This is a genomic window from Sphingomonas sp. So64.6b, assembly GCF_014171475.1.
GTDB lineage: Bacteria > Pseudomonadota > Alphaproteobacteria > Sphingomonadales > Sphingomonadaceae > Sphingomonas > Sphingomonas alpina_A.
This window is the reverse complement of record NZ_CP048817.1, coordinates 1,850,937-1,873,051: the sequence shown is the minus strand read 5'-3', so window position 1 is coordinate 1,873,051 and position 22,115 is coordinate 1,850,937. Positions and strand designations below refer to the sequence as shown.

At 64.0% G+C, this 22,115-nt stretch carries 20 protein-coding genes and 1 tRNA gene; 16 read left to right on the top strand and 5 right to left on the bottom strand.

From position 1 onward, the window contains the following. Positions 1-376: 376 nt before the first annotated feature. Complete coding sequence (gene ald / locus G4G27_RS08975) at positions 377-1,483, bottom strand: alanine dehydrogenase (protein WP_183113005.1); 1,107 nt, start codon at positions 1,481-1,483, stop codon at positions 377-379. A 132-nt stretch (positions 1,484-1,615) separates the two neighbouring features. Between ald and G4G27_RS08970 the strand changes: the two genes are divergently transcribed. From G4G27_RS08970 to G4G27_RS08955, 4 genes are all read left to right on the top strand, one after another. Beyond that, entirely contained in the window at positions 1,616-2,092 is a 477-nt protein-coding gene (locus G4G27_RS08970; protein ID WP_244624613.1) for an Lrp/AsnC family transcriptional regulator, read from the top strand. Between the two features lie 160 nt (positions 2,093-2,252). After that, positions 2,253-4,142: a potassium transporter Kup gene (locus G4G27_RS08965; RefSeq protein ID WP_244624695.1), complete on the top strand. Its 1,890-nt coding sequence runs from the start codon at positions 2,253-2,255 to the stop codon at positions 4,140-4,142. Then, complete coding sequence (locus G4G27_RS08960; RefSeq protein ID WP_183113004.1) at positions 4,139-4,648, top strand: 2'-5' RNA ligase family protein; 510 nt, start codon at positions 4,139-4,141, stop codon at positions 4,646-4,648. Before G4G27_RS08965 ends, G4G27_RS08960 begins: the two co-directional genes overlap by 4 nt. A gap of 54 nt (positions 4,649-4,702) precedes the next feature. Further along, positions 4,703-4,779, top strand: a tRNA-Met gene (locus G4G27_RS08955). A 24-nt stretch (positions 4,780-4,803) separates the two neighbouring features. On the opposite strand, the gene G4G27_RS08950 is transcribed toward G4G27_RS08955, so the two are convergent. After that, on the bottom strand, positions 4,804-5,418 hold the full coding sequence (locus G4G27_RS08950) for a peptidylprolyl isomerase (protein WP_183113003.1): 615 nt from the start codon (positions 5,416-5,418) through the stop codon (positions 4,804-4,806). 167 nt (positions 5,419-5,585) lie between these two features. On the opposite strand from G4G27_RS08950, the gene trxB reads away from it, so the two are divergent. Continuing rightward, the gene (gene trxB / locus G4G27_RS08945) at positions 5,586-6,551 is read left to right on the top strand and encodes a thioredoxin-disulfide reductase (protein WP_183113002.1); all 966 of its coding nucleotides are present in this window, start codon (positions 5,586-5,588) and stop codon (positions 6,549-6,551) included. A 2-nt stretch (positions 6,552-6,553) separates the two neighbouring features. Here the strand turns inward: trxB and G4G27_RS08940 are convergent, their stop codons facing one another. From G4G27_RS08940 to G4G27_RS08930, 3 genes are read right to left on the bottom strand one after another with little or no spacing between them, the layout of a single operon-like run. Then, complete coding sequence (locus tag G4G27_RS08940) at positions 6,554-7,345, bottom strand: hydrolase 1, exosortase A system-associated (protein ID WP_183113001.1); 792 nt, start codon at positions 7,343-7,345, stop codon at positions 6,554-6,556. Then, positions 7,333-8,055, bottom strand: coding sequence for a hypothetical protein (locus tag G4G27_RS08935; protein WP_183113000.1), 723 nt, complete (start codon positions 8,053-8,055; stop codon positions 7,333-7,335). The genes G4G27_RS08940 and G4G27_RS08935 overlap by 13 nt, the downstream gene beginning before the upstream one ends. Before the next feature lie 27 nt (positions 8,056-8,082). Next, entirely contained in the window at positions 8,083-8,352 is a 270-nt protein-coding gene (locus G4G27_RS08930) for an acyl carrier protein (protein ID WP_183112999.1), read from the bottom strand. Between the two features lie 115 nt (positions 8,353-8,467). Here G4G27_RS08930 and G4G27_RS08925 point away from each other — a divergent pair, with 115 nt between their 5' ends. From G4G27_RS08925 to xrtA, 11 genes are all read left to right on the top strand, one after another. Next, complete coding sequence (locus G4G27_RS08925; protein ID WP_183112998.1) at positions 8,468-9,976, top strand: acyl-CoA ligase (AMP-forming), exosortase A system-associated; 1,509 nt, start codon at positions 8,468-8,470, stop codon at positions 9,974-9,976. After that, positions 9,973-11,208, top strand: a complete 1,236-nt coding sequence (locus G4G27_RS08920; RefSeq protein ID WP_183112997.1) for a pyridoxal-dependent decarboxylase, exosortase A system-associated — start codon at positions 9,973-9,975, stop codon at positions 11,206-11,208. The genes G4G27_RS08925 and G4G27_RS08920 overlap by 4 nt, the downstream gene beginning before the upstream one ends. 153 nt (positions 11,209-11,361) lie before the next feature. Continuing rightward, a complete protein-coding gene (locus tag G4G27_RS08915; RefSeq protein ID WP_244624694.1) occupies positions 11,362-11,952 on the top strand; it encodes an XrtA/PEP-CTERM system exopolysaccharide export protein in 591 nt (196 codons plus the stop codon). Positions 11,953-11,963: 11 nt separating this feature from the next. Next, positions 11,964-13,481: an XrtA system polysaccharide chain length determinant gene (locus tag G4G27_RS08910; RefSeq protein ID WP_183112995.1), complete on the top strand. Its 1,518-nt coding sequence runs from the start codon at positions 11,964-11,966 to the stop codon at positions 13,479-13,481. After that, positions 13,478-14,464, top strand: a complete 987-nt coding sequence (locus G4G27_RS08905; RefSeq protein WP_183112994.1) for an AAA family ATPase — start codon at positions 13,478-13,480, stop codon at positions 14,462-14,464. Before G4G27_RS08910 ends, G4G27_RS08905 begins: the two co-directional genes overlap by 4 nt. Next, on the top strand, positions 14,461-16,056 hold the full coding sequence (locus G4G27_RS08900) for a hypothetical protein (RefSeq protein WP_244624612.1): 1,596 nt from the start codon (positions 14,461-14,463) through the stop codon (positions 16,054-16,056). The genes G4G27_RS08905 and G4G27_RS08900 overlap by 4 nt, the downstream gene beginning before the upstream one ends. Positions 16,057-16,096: 40 nt before the next feature. After that, on the top strand, positions 16,097-17,341 hold the full coding sequence (locus tag G4G27_RS08895) for an AAA family ATPase (RefSeq protein ID WP_183112993.1): 1,245 nt from the start codon (positions 16,097-16,099) through the stop codon (positions 17,339-17,341). Positions 17,342-17,347: 6 nt separating this feature from the next. Continuing rightward, on the top strand, positions 17,348-18,187 hold the full coding sequence (locus tag G4G27_RS08890; protein ID WP_183112992.1) for an XrtA system polysaccharide deacetylase: 840 nt from the start codon (positions 17,348-17,350) through the stop codon (positions 18,185-18,187). Continuing rightward, positions 18,184-19,257, top strand: coding sequence for a FemAB family XrtA/PEP-CTERM system-associated protein (locus G4G27_RS08885; RefSeq protein WP_244624611.1), 1,074 nt, complete (start codon positions 18,184-18,186; stop codon positions 19,255-19,257). Before G4G27_RS08890 ends, G4G27_RS08885 begins: the two co-directional genes overlap by 4 nt. Beyond that, complete coding sequence (locus tag G4G27_RS08880) at positions 19,257-20,480, top strand: TIGR03087 family PEP-CTERM/XrtA system glycosyltransferase (protein ID WP_183112990.1); 1,224 nt, start codon at positions 19,257-19,259, stop codon at positions 20,478-20,480. Before G4G27_RS08885 ends, G4G27_RS08880 begins: the two co-directional genes overlap by 1 nt. After that, positions 20,477-22,015, top strand: coding sequence for an exosortase A (gene xrtA / locus G4G27_RS08875; protein WP_183112989.1), 1,539 nt, complete (start codon positions 20,477-20,479; stop codon positions 22,013-22,015). The genes G4G27_RS08880 and xrtA overlap by 4 nt, the downstream gene beginning before the upstream one ends. Positions 22,016-22,115: the final 100 nt, after the last annotated feature.

Genomic DNA, 22,115 nt, shown 5'->3' with positions numbered 1-22,115 from the left:
GGGATCGGGCATGTCGTCGCTCACCGGACAGATACCGGCGGATATGTTCCGTTCTTTCTCATGGCCGCGAAGCCTCGGGCGCAAGCTCCTGTTTCGATCGAAACGGCTCCTGTTATCGCTCCTGTTCCGTCCTGTTTTTCAATAACAGGACCGGCGCCGACAAGCTGTTCAAAACAGGCATAATCCGGCCGCAGAAGTGGCCCTGACAGGGCAGAAAAAATAATGCCAATAACAGGAATAACAGGAGCGCAATCTGGCTCATCACCAGAGTCGCTAAGCGTGCGTTTGACGTAGCGCTCGTTACTTCACGTGTGCGAGCAGCTTCTGCGATCCCCGGGTTCCCATGCAGGCGGAAGCCCGGGCCAGGCAGAGGAGGTTATGCGCTCCATGCCTCGTATGGCAGGTCGAGCGCGTCGGCCACCGCCTGATGGCGGATCTTGCCGTTCGACACGTTCAGGCCATTGGCGAGGTGCGGATCGGCGGCCATCGCCTTTTCCGCGCCGAGGCTCGCCAGCTTCAGCACGAAGGGCAGGGTCGCATTGTTGAGCGCGAAGGTGCTGGTGCGGGCGACCGCGCCGGGCATGTTGGCGACGCAATAATGGATCACGCCATCGACTTCGAACACCGGGTCGTCATGCGTCGTCGCATGGCTGGTCTCGAAACATCCACCCTGATCGATCGCGATATCGACCAGCACCGACCCGCGCTTCATCGTCTTGAGCATCTCGCGCGTGACCAGCTTGGGCGCCGCGGCACCGGGGACCAGCACCGCGCCGATCACCAGATGCGCGTTCTTCACCGCCGAGGCGATCGCGGCCTTGGACGCGTAGGCCGTCTTGATCTGGCTTGAGAAGAACATGTCGAGTTCGGCCAGGCGCGCGTTGGAGATGTCGTAGATCGTCACATCGGCGCGCATGCCGACCGCCATCTGCGCCGCGTTGACGCCGGAGACGCCACCGCCGAGGATCGCGACCCGGGCAGGGGCCACGCCGGGCACGCCGCCGAGCAGGACGCCGCGACCGCCCTGTTCCTTTTCGAGATAGTGCGCGCCGACCTGGATCGACATGCGGCCGGCGACTTCCGACATCGGCTTGAGCAGCGGCAGCGAACGGTCATTGGCGGTGACAGTTTCATAGGCGATGCAGGTCGCGCGCGACTTGATCAGCCCCTCGGCCTGCGCCTTGTCGGCGGCAAGGTGGAGATAGGTGAAAAGAAGATGGCGCGATTCGAGCAGCGCGATCTCGCTCGGCTGTGGCTCCTTCACCTTCACGATCATGTCCGACTGCGCGAACACGCTGGCGGCGTCGGGCAGGATCGTCGCACCGGCGTCGATATAGTCCTGGTCTTCGAAATCGATGCCGAGACCGGCCCCGCTCTGCACCACAACACTATGGCCGAGCGCGGTCAATTCCGACACCGATGGCGGCGTCAGGCCGACGCGATATTCGTGGTTCTTGATTTCCTTGGGGACACCGACGCGCATGATGAAAATCCCTGTAGAGCTAAGGTGGCGCATAGTAGCGCTTTCGCAGCCTCGAATCTCTGCAAATTACTATGGCAAAAGGTGGATGATTTGCATAAATCCATCGCCATCACTATTTTCCGAACGGAAATCATGCAGCTGAACCGAATAGACTCGAAAATCCTCCAATTGCTCGCCGCCGATGCGCGGGCGTCGGTCAGCGGCATCGCGGCGCAGGTCGGATTGTCGCAATCGGCGTGCACGCGGCGCATTCAGGCGCTCGAATCGTCGGGGCATATCCTGGGCTATGGCGCGCATCTCGGTCATCGGCGGCTCGGCTTTTGCGTCACCGCGCTGGTCGACATCACGCTCGGCACCCAGGTCGAGGAGGATCTCGCCCAGTTCGAACGCGCGGTGGCGGCGATCGACGGCATCGTCGAATGCGCGCTGGTTTCCGGCGCGCAGGATTACCGCTTGAAGATCATCTGCCGCGACCTCGACGATTATGAGCGTATGCACCGCGAGCATCTCGGCCGCTTGCCCGGCGTGAATACGATCAGCAGCAGCTTCGTGCTTCGCGCTGTCCCGACACGGGGCGAAGCGGATGCGCTCTTCGCCGGGGCGGCGTGATGCGTCGGTTGCGACGGGGATCGACGCATGATAGGCGCGCCACGCAACCGGCTAGGCGTCGGTCGCGTTTGGCCAAGATGCGATTGATGCGATTTCCAGTCAGATTGCTGCCCCGGTGACCACCGGAACCCCTGAAATCGTCGCAGAACCGGGCGCCGACATCGGCGATGCCGTGTCGCATCACGGCCATGGGCCGGACGGCATCATCAAATTGTCGCTCGGGGCGATCGGCGTGGTGTTCGGCGATATCGGCACCAGCCCGCTCTATGCCTTTCGCGAAACCTTTGCCGGCCATCATCCGCTGACTGTCGACGCATTCCATGTCATGGGCGTGGTCAGCCTGATGTTCTGGTCGATGATGCTGGTCGTCACGGTCAAATATGTCAGCATCATCATGCGCGCCGACAATAAAGGCGAGGGCGGCAGCCTGGCCTTGCTTGCTTTGGTGTCGGGCAAGACCAAGACGCGGCGCTGGTCGACCGGAATCGTACTGCTCGGCGTGTTCGCGACGGCTTTGTTCTATGGCGACAGCATGATCACGCCGGCGGTGACCGTGCTCGGTGCGGTCGAGGGTCTGGCGATCGCCGCGCCGGGCCTGGGCGGCCTGGTGCTGCCGATCGCGGTGGTCATCCTGGTCGCGCTCTTTTCGATCCAGCGCAGCGGTACGTCGAAGATCGGCCTGTTCTTCGGTCCCGTCATGCTGCTCTATTTCGCGGTCATCGCCGCGCTTGGCGTGATGAGCATCGTGAAGACGCCTGATATCCTATGGGCCTTCTCGCCCCATTATGCGGTGGAATTCTTCCTCTACGATCCCGTCCGCGCTTTCCTCGCGCTGGGTTCGGTTGTGCTGGCGGTGACCGGTGCCGAGGCACTGTACGCCGATATGGGGCATTTCGGCCGCAATCCGATCCGCGTGTCGTGGCTGTTCTTCGTCCTCCCGGCGCTGATCATGAATTATATGGGGCAGGGGGCGATGCTGATGCGCGACGGCACGCCCGCGCTCGAGAGCCCGTTCTACCTGCTCGCCCCCGATTATCTGCAGTTGCCGCTGGTTCTGCTCGCCACCGCGGCCGCGGTGATCGCCAGCCAGGCGGTGATCACCGGCGCCTTTTCCGTCACGCAACAGGCGATCCAGCTCGGCTTCATCCCGCGCCTGCGCATCGAACATACCAGCGCCTCGACCGTCGGCCAGATCTATATCCCTCTGGTCAACTGGCTGCTGATGGCGATGGTCCTGTTGCTGGTGCTGGCGTTCCGGTCCTCGGCGAACCTGACCTCGGCTTATGGCATCGCGGTCACCGGGGCGATGATGATCGACACCTGCCTGCTTGGCGTGGTGCTGTTCCGGCTGTGGAACTGGCCTAGATATTACGCGATCCCCTTGCTGGCGGTGCTCTTCCTGGTCGATGGCGCCTATCTGGCGGCCAATTTGACCAAGGTGCCCGATGGCGGCTGGTTTCCGCTGCTTGTCGGCCTGATCATCTTCACCTTGCTGACCACTTGGGCCAAGGGCCGGAAGCTGATGATCGAGCGGATGCGCGAGGGCGCTATGCCGATCAGGATCTTCATTCAGTCCGCCGCGACATCGGCGACCCGCGTGCCCGGTACGGCGGTGTTCATGACCTCGACGCCGGAGGGCGTGCCCCACGCGCTGCTGCATAACCTGAAGCACAACAAGGTGCTGCACGAGCGCATCATCCTGCTCACCGTCAAGATCATGGACGAGCCCTATTATCCCGATGACGGCCGCTGCTATCTCGAGGATCTTGGCCTGGGCTTCCATCGCATGGTGCTGAAATACGGCTTCATGCAAGAGCCCGACGTGCCCGCAGCACTTGCCCGGATCACGCAGTGCGGCGCCGAATTCCGCATGATGGACACCAGCTTCTTCCTGTCGCGCCAGACGCTATTGTTGTCGGACCGGCCGGGGATGATGGTGTGGCGCGAGAAATTGTTTGCCTGGATGCTGCGCAATGCGGAAAGCGCGATGGAATTCTTCCGCTTGCCGACCAATCGCGTGGTCGAATTGGGCAGCCAGGTCGAGATTTGAGCGGTCCGGCGCCGATCATCGTCACGGCGCTGTTCGGCAAGCAGGATGCGGCGTATTTCGATAATTTGCGCCGCGCGCATTATCCCGCCGAGCGCAATCAGCTCACTGCGCACCTGACCATGTTCCACCATCTCGGGCCGTCGCTCGAGGCCGAACTCAAGCAGCGACTGGCCAGCGAGACGCGCGGCGTGCCCGCGCCGGCGGCACGGATCGCCGGTTTGATGTCGCTGGGCAAAGGCGTGGCGTTCCGCATCGAATCACCCGAACTGGCCGATATCCGCGATCGGCTGGCCGATGCGTTCGCGGCGATGCTGACGCCGCAGGACGCGGTCGGCTGGCGGCCGCACGTCACGGTCCAGAACAAGGTGACGCCGGCCGAGGCCAAGGCGCTGCAGGCCATGCTGGAGCTGGATTTCCGCCCGCGACCCGTCCAAATCGCGGGACTGGCGAGCTGGTGGTATCGCGGCGGATCATGGGAACCGCTATCGCGTCACATGTTCGCTTGACCGATCCGGCAGGCATTCCTATAGCCCGCGCCTCGCGAGTTAGCGGCCCTGCGGGGCGGAGTAGCTCAGCTGGTTAGAGCGCGGGAATCATAATCCTGAGGTCGGGGGTTCAAGTCCCTCCTCCGCTACCACTCGCGAGCCTTTTCCAAACCATATCAGGGTAGCCGCCGCGCACTCTTGATCAGGATCGGCGGCACCAGCATCTGGCCCTTCATCACGCCTTCGCCGGCGGTCGGCGAGGGCGTTGCGTCGAGTACCCGCACGATCACGTCCATACCCTCTACGACATGACCGAATGCGGCATAACCGAGATTGTCGCCCGGCTGGCTTGGATCGGCATCGAGTGATGGCTGGTCGCCGACCATGATGGTGAAGTCGCCACTCGCCGTGCCCGGCGCATAGCGCGCGGTCGAGATCGTGCCGCTCACATGCTTGAGGCCGGTCAGCGTGGTCGGTTCATGCTTGATCGGCGGCAGCACGCGTTTCGGTGCATTTTGCACGCCGAACTGGACGAAACCGAACTTGGGGGCGACCTTCACCGCGCGATAGAAGCCGATCCCGTCGAGCCGCTTCTGATCGACATAACGCAGGAAGTTCGCCGTGGTGATCTGCGCGCGCTCTTTTTCGAGTTCGAGGACGATTCGGCCCTGATCTGTTTCCAGCGCGACACGAACCGTGGCAGGTGCCGGAGGCGGTGCGGGCGAGGTTTGCGCCTGGGCGCCGATCGACGCCGTAAGCGCCAGTGCCAGGAAGGTCGTTCGGAACAGCATCTCGGATCCTCGCCGTCGGTTATATAAGGCTTATACCGCGCATACGCACAATCGCATCTAGGGATCGGCCAAGAATCGATATGCTTCCACCCTGGCAGCGACCTCCCATGTTGCAAATGCGGTCGCGTGCACCCTAGAAGCGCCGCTTCGCCAGAACGGACGCTTTCATGACCACCCATACGACCAAGATGCTCATCCTCGGCTCCGGCCCGGCCGGCCTGTCCGCCGCCATCTACGGCGCGCGCGCCGGGATGGCGCCGATCGTCGTGCAGGGTATCCAGCCGGGCGGCCAGCTGACCACCACGACCGATGTCGAGAATTATCCGGGCTTTGCCGACGTGATCCAGGGGCCCTGGCTGATGGAGCAGATGCAAGCCCAGGCCGAGCATGTCGGCACGCGGCTGATGTGGGATACGATCGTCGAAGTCGACCTGACCCGGCGGCCGTTCCGCCTGATCGGCGATGGCGGCGATGTCTATGAGGGCGATGTGCTGGTCATTGCGACCGGTGCACAGGCCAAATGGCTCGGGCTCGACAGCGAGGAACTGCTCAAGGGCAAGGGGGTCAGTGCTTGCGCGACCTGTGACGGCTTCTTCTATCGTGGCAAGCGCGTCGCGGTGATCGGCGGCGGCAATACCGCGGTCGAGGAGGCGCTGTACCTGACCAATCATTCGCCCGATGTGACGCTGATCCATCGCCGCGACAGTTTCCGCGCCGAGAAGATCCTGCAGGACCGGTTATTCGCGCACAAGGGCATCAAGGTGCTGTGGAACAAGGAAGTCGCCAGCTTCGTCGATGGCGGCGGCACGTCGGGCCTAGTCGGCATAGAGTTGCGCGACACGGTGACCGGTGAGATTTCGCGTGTCGATGTCGATGGCGGGTTCGTCGCGATCGGGCATCATCCGGCGACAGAGCTGTTCCGCGGACATCTCGCGCTTGATTCGGACGGTTATATTGCAGTCGAGACCGGTACCACGCGGACCAGCGTGCCGGGTGTGTTCGCCTGTGGCGACGTCATGGACAAGATCTATCGTCAGGCGGTGACCGCTGCGGGCACCGGGTGCATGGCGGCGCTGGATGCAGAACGGTTCCTGGCGTCGGCGGCGTTCGAGGTTGCCGAAGCGGCGGAGTAAGTTCAGTCGCGCGTCAATTGCGCGCTGATAACGGCTTCCAGCTCGGCTGCGTCGCCAGCCCGGGCAAAGCTGTGTGATGCGGTGTCGATGATATGGGCCTGCGGTGCCCATCCACTCTGACGGCAGGCATCGGCAAAGGCGATCGCCGTCGCATCCTGTCTTGCCAGAACGAAGGTGACGCTATCGGTATGGCCGCTTAGTGCCGCCCGAATTCGCGCCGCCAGGTTATCGGGTTGTTGATTTTCTTTCTTCGAAGCTTTCGCTAAGCCTTTGAATAACTTCCGTAGATCAACACCACCTCGGATCAGCCTCAGCCAGGTCGCGGGATCGCGCAGCCGTTCGATATAGCGCGCACGGATCGCGGCGGCGGGGGGCAGATCGTCATCGGCGCTGTCCTCGATCACCCAGGGGTTGGCCAGGATCAGCGTCTCGATATCGGCGTCGCGGTGGAACAATGCGAGTGACGTCGCGGCGTCGCAATTGCCAAAGGCGGCGAGGCGGGTGAGGTGCGGCGCGGCCGCCCGGAATGCCGCGGCGGCCGCTTTGATGTCGTCGGCCGACGCCGCGAATCCGCCATTTTCGCCGGTCGAATCGCCGATCCCGCGCCGGTCGTAGCGGAATACGGGGATTCCTGCCCGGGCAAGGCCCGCGGCGAGCGACGCCATGCCGCGATGCGCACCGATGCGAATCTCGTTGCCGCCCGATACGATGAGCAGCCCGGTAGTCCCGGTCGCCTCGTCGATCGTGCCCGCAAGCGTTTCGCCGGCGCAGGGGAAGGAGATTATGCGGCGCATGACTTGACCCAGGTGGCGATATCGTCCGCCAGCATCATCGCAAGCGCAGGATCGTTGCCGGGCTCAGCGCGGCGCCACAATGGCGTGCCGGTTACTTTCAGGTCCGCCTGCTTCGGATCACTGTCCAGTCGAACTGTTCGCAATGTCGCATTGGTTTCACTGGAAAAAGCACTGACCCCACTGAGTTCGCCGAGCAATTGCCGAGATATGAAATTGCCGGCAATCTCGATGGGCAGATCGTGTTTGTCACCGACGGAGTCGAGCGGATCGAAATGCTCGCCGCCTTCCCGCTGGGATGCCTGCTTGATGCGACTGAGGTCGCGGAGCAGATCGGCGCCGTCCATTGGCGTCAGGTGCCAGCGGCTATCCAACAATGCGAGCGTATCGAGCAGGCAACCGCTTCGGACTCCAAGACCATGAACTGAACGACCTTGGCTTGAAAAAGTCTCCGATACGAACTCAAAAGCTTGACGTAACTCTCTGATACTAGACTGTTCTGTCGGCCTCAAGCTCTCTCCGGTGCCGGGAAGGTCGGGCAGGGCGCTGGCAATGCCGTGTTCCGCAAGGCCACGCAGGATCGCGACCATGAAGGCGCGGGTGCGGTTCGCTTCCTCGAACAGCGGCATCGCCGCGATCACCACCGGACCGGTCGCGGGGCCGAAACGAAGCATCGCCTCGCGCCCGCCGGGCCAGTCGTAATGGTCGATCACCCGCTTCTGCTCATGAATGCGCGCCCATTATTGGGCCTTGGCGGTGGCGAAGCGGACCAGCGCGCCGAATGTCTCGAGCATCTCACCATCGACCTCGTCATCCTCGATCAGGATACCGAGCCGTTCCTCGATTTCGGTGAGCAGGCCGGCAACGGCCATCGAATCGAGTTCTGGTAGCGCGCCGAACAATGGCGTTTCGCTGCGAAAGGCGTTCACGCGATCGTCGCTTAGGCCAAGCACATCACGCAAAACGGCACGGACGGTCGCCTCGATCTGGTTAGCGTCATCAGGAAGCACTGCGGACCCTTGTTTTCCCCTGTGATGGAGCCGCCGTTAGAGAATGCGACGGGCTCTGCCAAGGGCAGGGTCAACGGGCCGCTTGGCAGGACGGTGACGGAAGCTATCAAGGGGTATGATTGCACTCGATCCCACGCCATATCCGATCGACACATTGCCGCTGGGCGGTGTGCCGCAAGATGTCGCTCTGATCGATCGCGCGGGGATACTCGATTTTGCCGGATTGGAGGCACTGACCGGTCAGGTGGCGGCCTGGCTCGCCGTTCAGGGCCTTGCGCCGGGTGACCGGGTTGCGAGCTGGCTGCCCAAGACGCGGCTTGCCTGTGTTCTGCCACTGGCCGCGCCGCGTGCCGGGCTGGTGCATGTGCCGGTCAATCCGATGCTCAAACGCGCCCAGGTCGCGCATATATTGGCGGACAGCGGCGCGGCATTGCTCGTCACCCAGTCCGCACGCGTCGGTACGCTGGAAGCGGACGATGTGCCGGCGGCTTGCCGATCGGTGCTGGAGGATGAGATCGCGTCGACTGACGCCATGCCGCCGTCATCGGCCGATCCGGATGCGCTGGCAGCCATTCTGTACACCTCGGGGTCAACCGGGCGGCCCAAGGGCGTGATGCTGAGCCATGCCAATCTCTGGCTCGGCGCGATCTCGGTCGCGCATTATCTCAAGCTCATGCCGCACGATCGCGTGCTTGGCGTGCTGCCGCTGAGTTTCGACTATGGGCAGAATCAGCTTTTCTCGACCTGGGCGGCCGGCGCGAGCTATGCGCCGCTCGACTATCTCACGGCGCGCGACGTAGTGAAGGCGGTCGACCGGTTCGAGGCGACGACGCTGGCCGGCGTGCCCCCCTTATGGGTACAGTTGCTCGATGCGGAATGGCCGGTCGAGACCGCGGCACGGCTGCGGCGACTGACCAATTCGGGTGGAGCGCTGACGCCGCGCATGATCCGTGGTTTGCGCGAGCGGTTTCCTCAGGCGGATCTCTATCCGATGTATGGCCTGACCGAAGCGTTCCGCTCGACCTATCTCGAGCCCGCCCTGATCGACGCACATCCCGATGCGATGGGCAGGGCGATCCCCTTTGCCGAGGTGATGGCGGTGCGGCCCGATGGCACGCGCGCCGCGTCTGGCGAATCCGGCGAACTCGTCCATGCCGGTCCGCTCGTGGCGCAAGGATATTGGCTGGACGCCGAGCGCACGGCGCAGCGTTTCCGGCCCGCGCCGCATTGGGCGAAGTCGGGCGGTAACGCCGTATGGTCCGGCGATACGGTGATCGAAGGCGCGGACGGCCTGTTCCGCTTTGTCGGGCGTGACGACGAGATGATCAAGTCGGCGGGCAACCGGATCAGTCCTACCGAGATCGAGGAAGCTGTGCTGTCGGGCGGCGAGGCGGCCGAAGCGGTTGCGTTGGGCGTGCCGGATGTGCGGCTCGGTCAGGCGATCGTCGTGGTCGCGCGGGCGATTAACGATGAGGGTGAGGCCGAAATGAGGTTGCGTGAAAGGCTGCGGCGCGATTTGCCGAGCTTCATGCAGCCGACGCGCTATGAATGGCGCGACGCCCTGCCGAGGAATGCCAATGGCAAGCTCGATCGAGCGGGGTTGAAGGCGGAGATGACGTCATGAAGCCGATGGGCGCGATTCCGGCGGAATTCCAGGGTGTCGGCCCCTTGATCATTGCCGGCCGCAGTGCCGCTGAATGGATCGAGACGGCGGGAAGCAGCCCGATATTCGTCTATGATGCCGCCATTGCCGCGGCACGCGTGGCGCGGTTCCGCGCGGCGATGCCAAAGAGAGTCGATCTTCATTATGCGATCAAGGCAAACCCCGCACCGCCGATGATTGCCGCGCTGGCGCGGCTGGTCGACGGGCTGGATGTCGCGTCGGGCGGCGAATTGTCGCTCGCGCTGGCGGAGAAGCCGGCCGATCGCATCAGTTTTGCCGGGCCGGGCAAGCGCGATGCCGAACTCGAAGCAGCGATCATGGCGGGCGCGACGATCAACCTGGAATCCGAAGGTGAGGCCGAGCGAGCGATTGCGGCGGGGCAGCGGCTTTGCACCACGCCGCGCCTTGCCGTGCGGGTGAACCCCGACATGGAATTGCGCGGGTCGGGCATGAAGATGGGCGGGCGCGCCTCGCCATTCGGCGTCGATGCCGATCGCGTGCCGGCGCTGGTCAAACGCATCGTCGCGGCTGGAGTGGACTGGCAGGGGTTCCATATTTTCGCCGGTTCGCAGGCGTTGAGCGCCGAGGCGATCATCGAGACTCAGGCGGAGACGTTGGCGCTGGCCGGGCGCATGGCGGACGCGGTTGGCGTCATGCCGCCGTTGGTCAATCTCGGCGGAGGGTTCGGCATCCCCTATTTCCCCGGCGACGTCGCGCTCGACGTCGAGGCGGTCGGCGCCGCGCTTGGCGAGCGACTTGCGGAACGCGCCGGATCGCTTGCCGACACGCGTTTCGCGATCGAGCTGGGGCGCTGGCTGGTCGGTGAATGCGGCGTTTATCTGACCCGCGTGATCGATCGGAAGGAGAGCCGCGGCGAGGTATTTCTGGTTGTCGATGGCGGGTTGCATCACCAACTCGCTGCGTCGGGCAATTTCGGCACGGTGGTGAAGCGCAACTACCCGGTCTCGGTCGCAACCGCCGCATACGACGCACCGACCGAGGCGGTCAGCGTGGTCGGCTGCCTGTGCACGCCGCTCGACCGGCTCGCCGACCGCGTCATGCTGCCCGTGGCGCATCCCGGTGACATCATCGCGGTGTTCATGGCCGGCGCTTATGGTCTGACGGCAAGCCCGACGGCATTCCTCGGACACCCGCAACCGGCGGAAATCACGGCCAACACCGGACAATCCTAACGCTATCTTTACCTCCTGCTCGCATAGCCTTCGATGTGGCCGTGCGCCTCGCCGGAATGACGTCACCGGCGATGACTGTTGCGGCAGGAGATTTGTGCAATGCGTTTGTCTTCGCTTTCCAAGGGGTTCACGGTCGCCGGTGTCGCCGCGACCATGCTTACCGGCTGCATCGGCGGCGGTGGCCGATCCGAGCTGCCGCCAGCGTCGTTCGTCGCCACGCAGGAGCAGCCGGGCGAGGAATATGTCATCGGCCCGCTCGATCAGCTCAACATCTTCGTGTGGCGCAATCCCGAATTGTCGTCGAAGGTCCAGGTACGCCCCGACGGTCGCATCACCACGCCGCTGATTTCAGACATGCCTGCGGTCGGCAAGACCCCGGCAATGCTCGCCGACGACATGAAGATCGCGCTTGGCGAATATATCAAGGATCCGATCGTTTCGGTGATCGTGGAGAATTTCTCCGGCACGTTCAGCCAGCAGGTGCGCATCGTTGGCGCAACCGAAAAGCCGGCATCGATCCCGTACCGCGCCAACATGACTTTGCTCGACGCGATGATCGCGGTCGGTGGCCTCAGCGAATATGCCGCCGGCAACAAGGCGCGGCTGGTGCGCTACGATCGCTCCACCGGTCGTCAGGTCGAATATAACGTCAAGCTTTCCAGCCTGCTCAAGAGCGGCGATGCGAAAGCGAACGTCCGGCTCGAACCTGGCGACGTCATCATCATCCCCGAATCGATGTTCTGAGGGGAGCGGGGGTGAACGGTCTCTATGACGAACTGCGGGTCGCGCTGCATGCGGTCTGGACGCGGCGCTGGCTGGCGCTTGCGGTCGCCTGGGTGATCGCGATCGTCGGCTGGCTGGTCGTGTCGCAGATTCCCAACAGTTATGAATCGCGCGCTCGTGTGTTCGTGCAGATGCAGTCGATCCTGCCGTCCAAGGTCGGCATCACCCAGATCGAGCAGCAAAAGGATGTCGACCGGGTTCGCCAGACGCTGACCTCCGCAATCAATCTGCAAAAGGTCGTGCGCGGCACCGATCTCGCCAATACCGTGTCGAACGATCGCGATATCGCGGATCGTGTCGCCGGCCTGCAGAACGCGATCAAGGTGACCGCGCAACAGGATAATCTGTTCGAGATCACTGCGACCGGCAGCAGCCCGAAGTTGACCCGCGCGATCGTGCAGAAGCTGATCGACATCTTCGTCGAGGAAAATCTCGCCGGCGACCGTGACGAGACGAGCCAGACCTTGCGCTTCCTCGATGCGCAACTCGAACAGCGGCAGAAGCAGCTGCAGGACGCCGAGGCAAAGAAGACCGACTTCCAGAACCGCTATCTCGGTTCGCTGCCGGGCACCGGATCGCTGACAGACCGGATGGGTGCGGCACGCACCCAGATGGCGCAGGTCGAGAGCGACCTTGCGGCGGCACAGTCGAGCCTGGCCGCGGTAACCGGTCAGATGGCGGGCACACCGCAGTCGATCGCCGGCATGGGCGGTGGCGCGACGACGGGGCCGGCACGGGCGCGTCTGAATGCCATTCAGGGCCAGATCGCCGAGGCGCGCGGCCGCGGCTTTACCGACAATCATCCCGATATGGTTGCGCTCCGCGGTCAGCTTGCTGCGGCTTCGGCTGCCGCGCGCAGCGAGCCGGTCGGCGCTGCTGGCGCTGGGGGTTCGCCCAACCCGCTCTATCTCTCGCTGCGCTCGATGCAGGCAGAGAAGCAGTCGCAGGTTGCCGCGCTGACCATGCGCAAGACGCAGTTGCAGGGCGATCTCGACACGATCAATGGCAAGCTCGCCGGCGATCCGGCGGTCGCCGCCGAACAGGGCCAGATCGAGCGCAATTATGCGGTGCTCAAGGACCAGTATGACAAGATGCTGGCCGACCGCGAGGACATCAAGCTGCGCGGTCAGGCGCAGACCCAGACCGACGCGATCAAGTTCAGCGTGATCGATCCGCCGACCTCTCCACGCGTGCCCAATGCGCCCAACCGGCCGATGCTGCTGACCGGCGCATTGCTTGCCGGCATTTTCGGCGGAATCGGTGCGGCATTTGCGATGGGGCAGTTGCAGACGACGTTCGCCACGTCCGGCCGCCTCGAGCGTGCCACCGGCATGCCGGTGATCGGCTCGATCGGTGAGATGGTGACTAAGGCACAGATCGCCGCGCGGCGCCGCAAGCTGGCGTATTTCGGCGGTGGTTCGGCGGCGCTTGCCGTCGCCTATGTGGCGCTGCTCGGCGTCGAAATGGTTTCGCGGGGGATGGCGGCATGACCGAGGCACCCAGACTGAATCCGGGTAAGATCCAGTCGTCGCTGCTTGAACGCGCGGCAAAGGTCTATGACTTCGACGCGCATCTGCGTGCACGCGATCTGGGCCTCCCGGTTGAGCTCACACCCGAGCAGGTCGTACCGGAGACAGTTGCTTTGGCGCAGCCCGAGCCCGTTCGGGGACCAGCGCCGCAGCCACGCCGCCAGCAGGTGGAAACGCCCGTACCACGGTCGCGTCCGCGCCCCGGTGGTGCGTCGATCTCGATCGACCGGGCGATGCTGTCGGAACGTGGCTTGCTCGTGCCTGGGGCGGCCGTTGGCGCGCTGGCTGAGGAGTTTCGCCTGGTGAAGCGGCAATTGCTGCTCACCGCGCGCACCGTGCGAGTGCAGGCGGGCGACCGCTCGCGCGTCATCCTGGTCTGCTCGGCCAATGCAGGAGAGGGCAAGACTTATTGCGCGGTCAACCTCGCCATCTCGATGGCGGCGGAGCGTGATACCGAAGTGCTGCTGGTCGATGCCGATTTCGCCAAGCCCGACGTGATGAACCGCCTTGGCGCCAGCGACGGTCCGGGCCTGCTCGACGTTCTCGCCGATCCGACGATTGAGGTCGAAAGCTGCGTCGTCGCGACCGACATTCCGCAGCTCAGCCTGCTGCCCTGCGGCACCAAGTCGAACACCGATACGGAATTGCTCGCCAGCGGCCGCACCGCCGATCTGATCGCGAAGCTGCTTGCGGCCGACCCACGCCGCATCATCATCTTCGATTCGCCGCCTGCGCTCGCGGCGTCGCCCGCCGGCGTGCTCGCCACGCAGGTCGGACAAGTGATGCTCGTGGTGCGCGCCGACAAGACGAGCGAAGGCAATCTGCGCGAAGCGGTCGTGCTGCTCGATGGTTGCGAACATATTCAACTGGTCCTGAACGCTGTGTCGTTCGCCCCCGGGGGCCGCCGTTTTGGTAGCTATTACGGGCAGGAGGACGCCAAGTGACGCGGGCCATATTCATCGCCGCAGCCGGTCTGGGGGCGCTCGTCGCGACCCCTGCGGCGGCGCGCGAGAAATCGATCGCTCCCTATATCGAGCTCGGTCAGGTGCTGACCGCCGATCTCAATGGGGGCGACGTGCTGACCTATTCGACCGTCGCGGCGGGGATCGACGCGTCGATCCATAACCGCCGGGCTGAGGTGCAGGTCAGCTATCGCTACGAACGCCGGATCAGCTGGAACAAGAATGTCGGCGACGACGACATTCATAGCGGTCTCGCGCGGGCGGCGGTCAAGATCGCACCGGGCGTCAGCCTCGAAGGTGGCGCGCTTGCGACACGGGCGCGTTCGGACATTCGCGGCGCGGCGCCCACCGTGCTCGCTGGCAATGTCGACAATATCAGCCAGGTCTATTCGGCCTATGCCGGCCCGACACTGTCGACCAATGTCGGCCCGGTCAGCGTCGGCGCAAGCTATCGCTTCGGCTACACCAAGGTCGAATCGCCGGGTGCGACGGGCGTCGCCCCGGGCAGCCAGCGGCTCGACACCTATGACAGCTCGAAAAGTCATGTCGCGCAGGTCACGGCCGGCGTGAAGGCGGGCACCGTGCTGCCAGTCGGCGTGACTGTCAGCGCTGCTTATGAGCGCGAGGATGCCAGCCAGCTCGATCAGCGATATGAGGGCAAATATGGCCGCGCCGACGTGGTGCTGCCGATCCTGCCGACGCTCGCGGTCACGGCGGGCGTGGGCTATGAGAAGATCGAGGTCAGCCAGCGCGACGCGCTGGTCGATGGCACGGGTGAACCAGTGGTCGATTCCAACGGTCGTTTCCGGACCGATCCGGCCTCGCCGCGCCGGATCGCTTATGAAACCGATGGCCTGATCTATGACGCGGGTGTCGTCTGGCGCCCGTCGCCGCGTACCACGCTTCAGGCGCGGGTAGGCAAGCGTTATGGCGGCACGACCTATACCGGTTCGTTCAGCTATGCCGCATCGCGGTCGCTTGGTTTGCAGATCGGCGTTTATGACAGCGTCGATACCTTCGGGCGTCAGTTGCGCGACGGCATTGCCAGCCTGCCGACGAGCTTCATCGATCTGCGCGATTCGTTCGGTCAGCAATTCGCCGGCTGCACCTTCGGCACATCGAGCGACGCGACCGGCGGTTGCCTCAACGACGTGTTCCAGTCGATCGCTACCGCCAGCTATCGTGCGCGCGGCATCGATGGCGTGATCTCGGCCAATCGCGGCCCGCTCAGCTTCGGTGTCGGCGCGGGTTATGCCAATCGCCGGTTCTTCGCGCCGCCCACCGCTGGGTTCACGATCAACGGCGTGACCGATGAGAGCTATTATGCCCAGGCGTTCGTATCGGCCTCGCTCGACCAGAATTCGGGCATCAGCGGCAATGTCTTCGCCAATTATTTCCAGAGCGGGATCGGCTCTACGCCGGGCATTTTCTCTACTGGCGCGACTGGACTATACTATCGCAACTTCGGGCGCATCGGCACGACAGTGTCCGCCGGAATCTATTCGTTCAGCCAGGATGGCGCGGACGATCAGTATTCTGCGCAGGCACAGCTTGGTGTGCGGTATCAATTCTGAAACGTGTAGACCCTAACCTGGGTCGCACAGGATGGTGACGATGTACGACGACCATTATGGATTGAGCGGCCGACCGTTCCAGCTGACGCCGGATCCGCGTTTCTGGTTCGATACGGCGACGCACCGCAAGGCGATGGCCTATCTTGGCTATGGCCTGAGCCAGGGTGAGGGCTTCATCGTCATCACCGGCGATGTCGGCGCGGGCAAGACGACGCTTGTCGGCCATCTGATGGCGACGGTCGATCGCGAGCGGCTCAACATCATCAAGATCGTCTCGACTCAGATCGAGGCCGACGATCTGTTGCGCATGGTCGCGGGCGGGCTCGACATCGATACCGCCGGCCTGAACAAGTCGCAGCTGCTCACCGCGATCGAACGCGGCCTGCACGCCACCGCGCGCGGCGGCCGGCGTACGTTGCTGATCGTCGACGAAGCACAGGCATTACCGGTGTCGGCGCTCGAAGAATTGCGCATGCTGTCCAATTTCCAGGCCGGCGGGCATGCCATTCTGCAGATATTCCTGCTTGGTCAGCCCGAGTTCCGCGAACGACTGCACGGCTCCGATCGGCTCGAACAGCTGCGCCAACGCGTCATCGCGATGCATCACCTCGACCCGATGGGACCAGAGGAAGTCGAGCCTTATATGGTCCATCGCTTGTCGGTGGTCGGATGGCAGGGCCGCCCATATTTCACGCCCGATGCATTTCAGGCACTATATCACGGGTCGGACGGCGTGCCGCGCCGGTTGAACCAGCTTGCCGGTCGCGTACTGTTGTTCGGTGCGATCGAGCAGCTCGATACGATCGACGCGCGCGTGGTGGAAGCGGTGCTCGCCGATATCGCCGGCGATTCCCCGGTGCCGAAACCGGTGATCCGGCAGCCGATACCACCACAGCCACAGCCCGTCGTTCAAGCCGAGCCAGAACTTGCGCCCGAACCGGTCGAAGCCGCCGGACCGATGCCGATCGTCCACACGCCAGCGCCAAGCGTGTCGCGTCCGATCCGTATGGTGCGTGAACCAGGCGTGCCGGCAGTCGACACGGCCGACGAACAGATATTGCCCGTTGCCGATAAGGAGCTGCCTGCCGACGATCAAATGCGAGCGATCGGCGATCGGGCGCAGTCAATTGGCGATCAGGTGCTGTTCGATCGCATCGTCGCTTTGGAAGAGCGGGTCGAGGAACAGGAGGTCGCGTTGCGCCGTGTCCTCACTCTGCTGGTCGATTGGGTGGAGGGTGACGCTCGCCCCGACGCCGACTCCGTCCGTCACGCCGCCGGCCGGTAACGGCCGATGCGCCACGCGCTTTCCGTCGATGTCGAGGACTGGTTCCAGGTCGGCGCCTTCGAAAAGGTAATCGACAAGGCCGACTGGGATTCGCTCGAGACGCGGGTCGAACGCAATACCGATGCCGTGCTCGCGCTGTTCGGCGAGAGCGGGGTCAAGGCGACCTTCTTCACGCTGGGCTGGGTTGCGGAGCGTTATCCGGCGCTGATCCGGCGGATCGTCGACGCGGGGCATGAAGTCGCCAGCCATGGCTGGGACCATGACCGCGTCTTCACCATGAACGCGGCAACCTTTCGCGCCGATCTGGCGCGGGCGCGCAAGACGCTCGAGGATGCAAGCGGGGTCGCCGTTACCGGCTACCGCGCGCCAAGCTTCTCGATCGACAAGCGCACACCCTGGGCTCATGCCGAGCTGGCCGAGGCCGGCTACACTTATTCATCGAGCGTCGCGCCGCTGCGGCACGATCATTATGGCTGGCCCGAAGCGCCGCGCTACGCCTTCCGCCCGCTCGCGGATTCCGAGCTGATCGAGGTGCCGGTGACGGTCGCTCGGTTCGGCAGCCGCAAGATGGCGACCGGCGGCGGGTTCTTCCGCTTGTTTCCCGGCGCGCTGACCGATTTCGCGGTGCGTCAGGTGGCGGGTGAGGGGCAGCCGGCGGTATTTTATTTTCATCCATGGGAGATCGATCCCGGCCAGCCGCGCGTCGCCAACGCGCCGGTCAAATCGAAGCTGCGCCACTATAGCCGGCTCGGTGCGATGGCGGGCAAGCTGCGGACGCTGATCGGTCGGCACGACTGGGGCCGGATGGACGCGGTGGTCGCCGAGGCGCGGCGCGGTCTGGCGTGAACATGGCGTTGATCTCGACGCCGCTCGCTGTGCGGGCGGTCGATCTGGGCGACCTCGGCGAACGCACGCGGATCGCCGGCTACGTGCGCGGCCATGCCGACGCAACGCCATTCCATCTGCCGGAATGGAGCATCGCCGTCGCGCGTGGCTGCGGTCAGCGCGCGCATACGCTGATTGCGGAAAAGGCGGATGGTTCGATCGCCGGTTATGTGCCGCTGACCGAGGTAAGCTCGCCGCTGTTCGGACGCGCGCTGGTGTCGAATGGCTTTGCCGTCGGTGGCGGCATTCTGGCCGACAACGATACGGCGGTGCGCGCCCTTGGTGACGCGGCATGGGCGCTCGCTCAGGATTTGAACTGTCCCACGCTCGAATTGCGCGGGCCCGATCCGGCCGGTCCCGACTGGGCGGTCGATACCGATATTTATCTCGGTTTCAAGCGCGACCTTGCTGCCGATGATGAGGCCGAACTGCTCGCCATCCCACGCAAACAGCGCGCCGAGGTGCGCAAATCGCTCGATCTCGACCTGCAGGTGACTGTCGGCTCCGGCAAGGCCGACCAGGCGGCGCACTATGCGGTCTATGCCGAATCGGTGCGCAATCTCGGTACGCCGGTGTTCCCCGCGCGTTTGTTTCGCGAGGTGCTGAAGGAGTTTGGCGACGCTGCCGACATCCTGACCGTGCGTTCGGGCGGCAAGGCGGTGGCGAGCGTGCTGAGCCTTTATTTCAACGGCATTGTCTATCCTTATTGGGGCGGCGGCACTGCGGCGGCACGGGCGCTGCGCGCCAATGACCGGATGTATTTCGCGCTCATGGGTCATGCTCGTGCGAAGGGCTGCACGGCGTTCGATTTCGGCCGTTCCAAGGCTGGAACCGGCCCCGCGGCGTTCAAGAAGAACTGGGGTTTTCCGGGCGTTTCATTGATGTATGTTAAGCGCGCCGCGTCTGAGGGGGCGTTTCGCGAAATCAATCCACTGAACCCGCGCTATCGGCTCAAGATCGAGGTGTGGAAAAAGCTGCCGCTTTGGGTCGCGAACCTGGTCGGACCGCATATCTCCAGGGGGCTTGGCTGATGGGCGACATCCTGTTCCTGGCGCATCGCGTGCCATATCCGCCGGATCGCGGCGACAAGATCCGTGGTTTTCACATCCTGAAATTCCTGGCGGCACGCAAGCGCGTCCATCTGATCGCCTTCGCCGACGATGCGCGCGATTTGAAGGGCAAGAGCGGCCTTTCGAAATATACCGGCAACCGTTCGATTGTATGGCGTTCCAAATCGCGCTTCGTCGCGGCGGCACAGGCATTGGTGGGGCGCAAGCCGGTATCGCTGACCGCGTTCGACAACCGCCCGCTGCGAGAAGCGGTCGACAATATCCTCGCGCGTCATTCGATCGATACGATCTACGTCTTTTCCAGCCAGATGGCGCAGTATCTGCCGGCCAATTCGCGGTCCAACCCACGATTGCGTGTGATCATGGATTTCGTCGATATGGATTCGGCCAAGTTCGCGTCCTACGCCAAGCAATCGCGCGGGCCGATGGCCTGGATGATGCGGCGTGAGGGGCGGTTACTTCAGGCATTTGAGCGGAATGTCGCCAAACATGCCACCGCGAGCCTGTTCGTCAGCGACGATGAGGCGGCGCTATTCCGCGAGAAGACCGGTGCCGATCGTGTCTTCGCGGTCGAGAATGGCATCGATACCGAATTCTTCGATCCCACCGCGAGCTTCAAACGGATCGACACGACCGGCGCGCTGATCGTGTTCACCGGCCAGATGGATTATCGCCCCAATATCGAGGCGGTAACCTGGTTCGTCGAAAGCATTTTGCCGCATATTCACCTCGAACATCCCCAGGCGCGCTTCGCCATTGTCGGCCGTCAGCCGACCGACGCGGTCAAGGCATTGGCCACGCAGCCGGGCGTGATCGTCACCGGGGAGGTCGCCGATGTGCGCGGCTGGATCGCCGCCGCGTCGGTCGTCGTCGCACCGCTGAAAATGGCGCGTGGCGTCCAGAACAAGATACTCGAGGCGATGGCGATGGCACGTCCGGTGGTCGCATCGGTCGCTGCCGCCGCTGGTATCGATCACCAGGATACGATCCGCATCGGCGAGACGGTCGGCGAGTTCGCCGAACAGGTGAACGCGCTGCTCGATAATCCATCGGGTGCCGCCGGCCTGGGGCAGGCGGCACGTGCGCAGGTGCAGGATCGCTATGGTTGGGAGGCCCGGCTGGCGCCGCTCGACACGATCATGGGGATGCGTATCAAGGAATCTCCACGCCGGTCGGCGGCATGACGATCGCCATTCCCTCATCGGAATTCGACACGGCAGCGCGGCCTGCTGCCGGATGGCGGCGGCACGCACTGATTCTGACCGGTGTCGCGCTGGCCCTGCTGATGCTGTTCCGCGCCGATGCCGGCGATCTTGCGAGAATCTGGTGGACCAGTACGACCTTTGGGCATTGCCTGTTCATTGCGCCGGTCCTTGCCTGGCTGGTGTGGCAGCGCCGTACGCAATTGTTGCAGGTTCGCCCTGTCGCGTGGTGGCCAGCGCTGGCTTTGGTTGCGGCCGGTGGTTTCGGATGGCTGCTCGGCGACGCATCGGGTGTCGCACTGGCGCGGCATCTTGGGCTGGTGATGATGCTGCAGGGCGCGGTGGTGACGATACTTGGCCCCAATGTCGCGCGCGCGCTGCTCTTCCCGCTTTGCTACGCCTTTTTCCTCGTGCCGTTCGGCGAGGGGCTGGAGCCGATGCTGCAGGACGTGACGGTGGCGATGACCATGCCGCTGCTTCATCTGTTCGGCGTGCCGGCGCAGGTCGATGGCGTGCTGATCACCATTCCCAATGGGTATTTCGAAGTCGCCGAAGCTTGTTCTGGCGCGAAGTTCGTCATCGCGATGGTCGCTTACGGCGCGCTGGTCGCCAATGTCTGCTTCGTCAGCTGGGGCCGTCGCGCCGCGTTCATGGCGGTCGCGGTGATCGTACCGGTGATCGCCAACGGCCTGCGCGCGTTCGGAACGATCTATGCCGCGCATCTGACCTCGGTCGAGCAAGCCACGGGTATGGACCATATCGTTTATGGGTGGGTGTTTTTCGGGCTGGTCATGGCCGCGGTGATCGCGATCGGCTGGCGCTGGTTCGACCGAGCGCCCGACGATCCCATATTCGATCCCACCACCTTGCAGACGGCGCCGAAGCGGTGGATCGATGCTTTGTTGGCGGGTGCGCTGGTGCTGACGATCGCAGCGATATTCCCGGCCTGGTCGGGTGCGGTCGCCGGACGCGCGCAAATGCTGCCGAGCGTGATATCGCTGCCCGATGTGCCAGGCTGGCAGCGCACCGACATGAGCGTGCGGGCGGCCTGGTCGCCTTATTATCCCGGCGCCGATCATTTCCTGATCGGGCGCTACAGCGATGGGAGCGGTGCGTCGGTCGACCTCGCCATCGCCGTGTTCGGCAGTCAGCGTGAAGGCAAGGAACTGGTGTCGTTCGGCACCGGCGTGCTGCGCCAGGACGATATCTGGGTGCGGATCGACGATCTGCCCGATCTCGCCGGCGGCAGCGCGATGCGCATCACCGCGCCCGGCCCGGTCGAACGCCAGGTGGTGACCTGGTACCGCGTCGGCGATGTGCTGACGCATAACGACAAGATGGTGAAGCTGGCGACATTGCGGGCGAAGCTGCTCGGTGGACCGCAACGCGCGGTCGCGGTGCATATCTCGGCCGAGGTACAGCCGGGTGTCGACACAAATGCGGTGATCGAGCGGTTCGCGCATGCGCTGGGGCCGATCGACAAGGTGGCGGATCATGCGGCAGGGATGAATCGATAGGTTTCGTCGCCCGGGCTTGTTCCGGGGTCCACTGTTCCGCAAGGGATGAGAGTGCAAGGGGTGGGCCCGGTGGACCCCGGGACAAGTCCGGGGTGACGGG